The sequence below is a fragment of the Dorea sp. 210702-DFI.3.17 genome, assembly GCF_020560825.1.
Classification (GTDB): Bacteria; Bacillota; Clostridia; order Lachnospirales; family Lachnospiraceae; genus Dorea; species Dorea formicigenerans.
This window is the reverse complement of the sequence record NZ_JAJCNB010000083.1, coordinates 1-879: the sequence shown is the minus strand read 5'-3', so window position 1 is coordinate 879 and position 879 is coordinate 1. Positions and strand designations below refer to the sequence as shown.

Annotated in this window: 1 protein-coding gene and 1 pseudogene; both read right to left on the bottom strand. The window is 52.4% G+C overall.

Features of this window, described 5'->3' with window-relative positions; all coding sequences use genetic code 11:
• Nucleotides 1-33: 33 nt before the first annotated feature.
• Nucleotides 34-192 (bottom strand): transposon-encoded TnpW family protein, encoded by a 159-nt coding sequence (locus LI149_RS15020; protein ID WP_009243220.1) that lies wholly within the window; start codon nucleotides 190-192, stop codon nucleotides 34-36.
• A 142-nt stretch (nucleotides 193-334) separates the two neighbouring features.
• A pseudogene (locus tag LI149_RS15015) lies at nucleotides 335-879 on the bottom strand (helicase RepA family protein); the annotation flags it as partial.

Genomic DNA, 879 nt, shown 5'->3' with positions numbered 1-879 from the left:
GTCAAGGACTTTTTCATCAAATTCAAAAAGAAGTTACATTTTGCGGACTTCCTCACGGAGCAGACGCTTGATTTTGTCCTCCATCGTCTCTTTTGCGGTCTGGCTGAAATGCACACGGACGATATAGGTTGTCTTTCCGATCTGCTTTCTGACAGTCGGGCAAGGGGCGGTGTTGGTTGCGGTATTGTTCATTCAAAATCCTCCTGTAAATGAAAAATGCCCGGTGACTGTTCATCATCGGGCGATGTCGGTATGAGGGAACAAGGCAAGGCGGCAACATTAAGGTATCTATAAAAACCTTGCCGTCTTTGCCACGCTTGCCGTGTTCCTGTTGTCAGTCTCGGAGATAGCAGACCCATGCTGTGCCGTCTTTCTCGGTCACAAGCCTGTCCCCGATACGGCTCTTTGCCGTTCTCATGGTGCGTGAGGAAATCCCACGCTCATTGACCGTCTTTTCCAGCTCTGCACTTGGCATACGCTTTCCATCTGCCAGCAGTTCCAGAATAAGCATTTGCGCTTGTGCGGTCTTGCTCTCGGTCTTGGAGGTGTCTGTCCCGGCAAGAAGCTCGTCAGCGGTAATGTCATAAGCTCCTATCCATTCAAAGCCTTTCTCGTCTCCCAGAGAAAAGGCAAGGGACTGTCCGGGCGGCGCAAGGGAGCTTTTCTCATGGATAAGCACCCTCGTTGTGGGGCTGTCCTTCAGCTTGCCGATAAAAAGCAGACTGCGGACTGCCGCCGTAATGTCGATAGACCCTAATCCCCGATAGGTGCTTTGCGTTCCTGCGGCTTTGTTCAGGTGTCCGATCAGCACGATAGCGCACCCGGTAGCCTGTGCAATGTCTCCCAGACTGCGGAATATCGGGCGCACCTCGTTTGCCC

What these genes read in the sequence shown, in the direction of transcription:
- LI149_RS15020 (WP_009243220.1), bottom strand. Translation starts at nt 192, where the DNA reads ATGAACAATACCGCAACCAACACCGCCCCTTGCCCGACTGTCAGAAAG.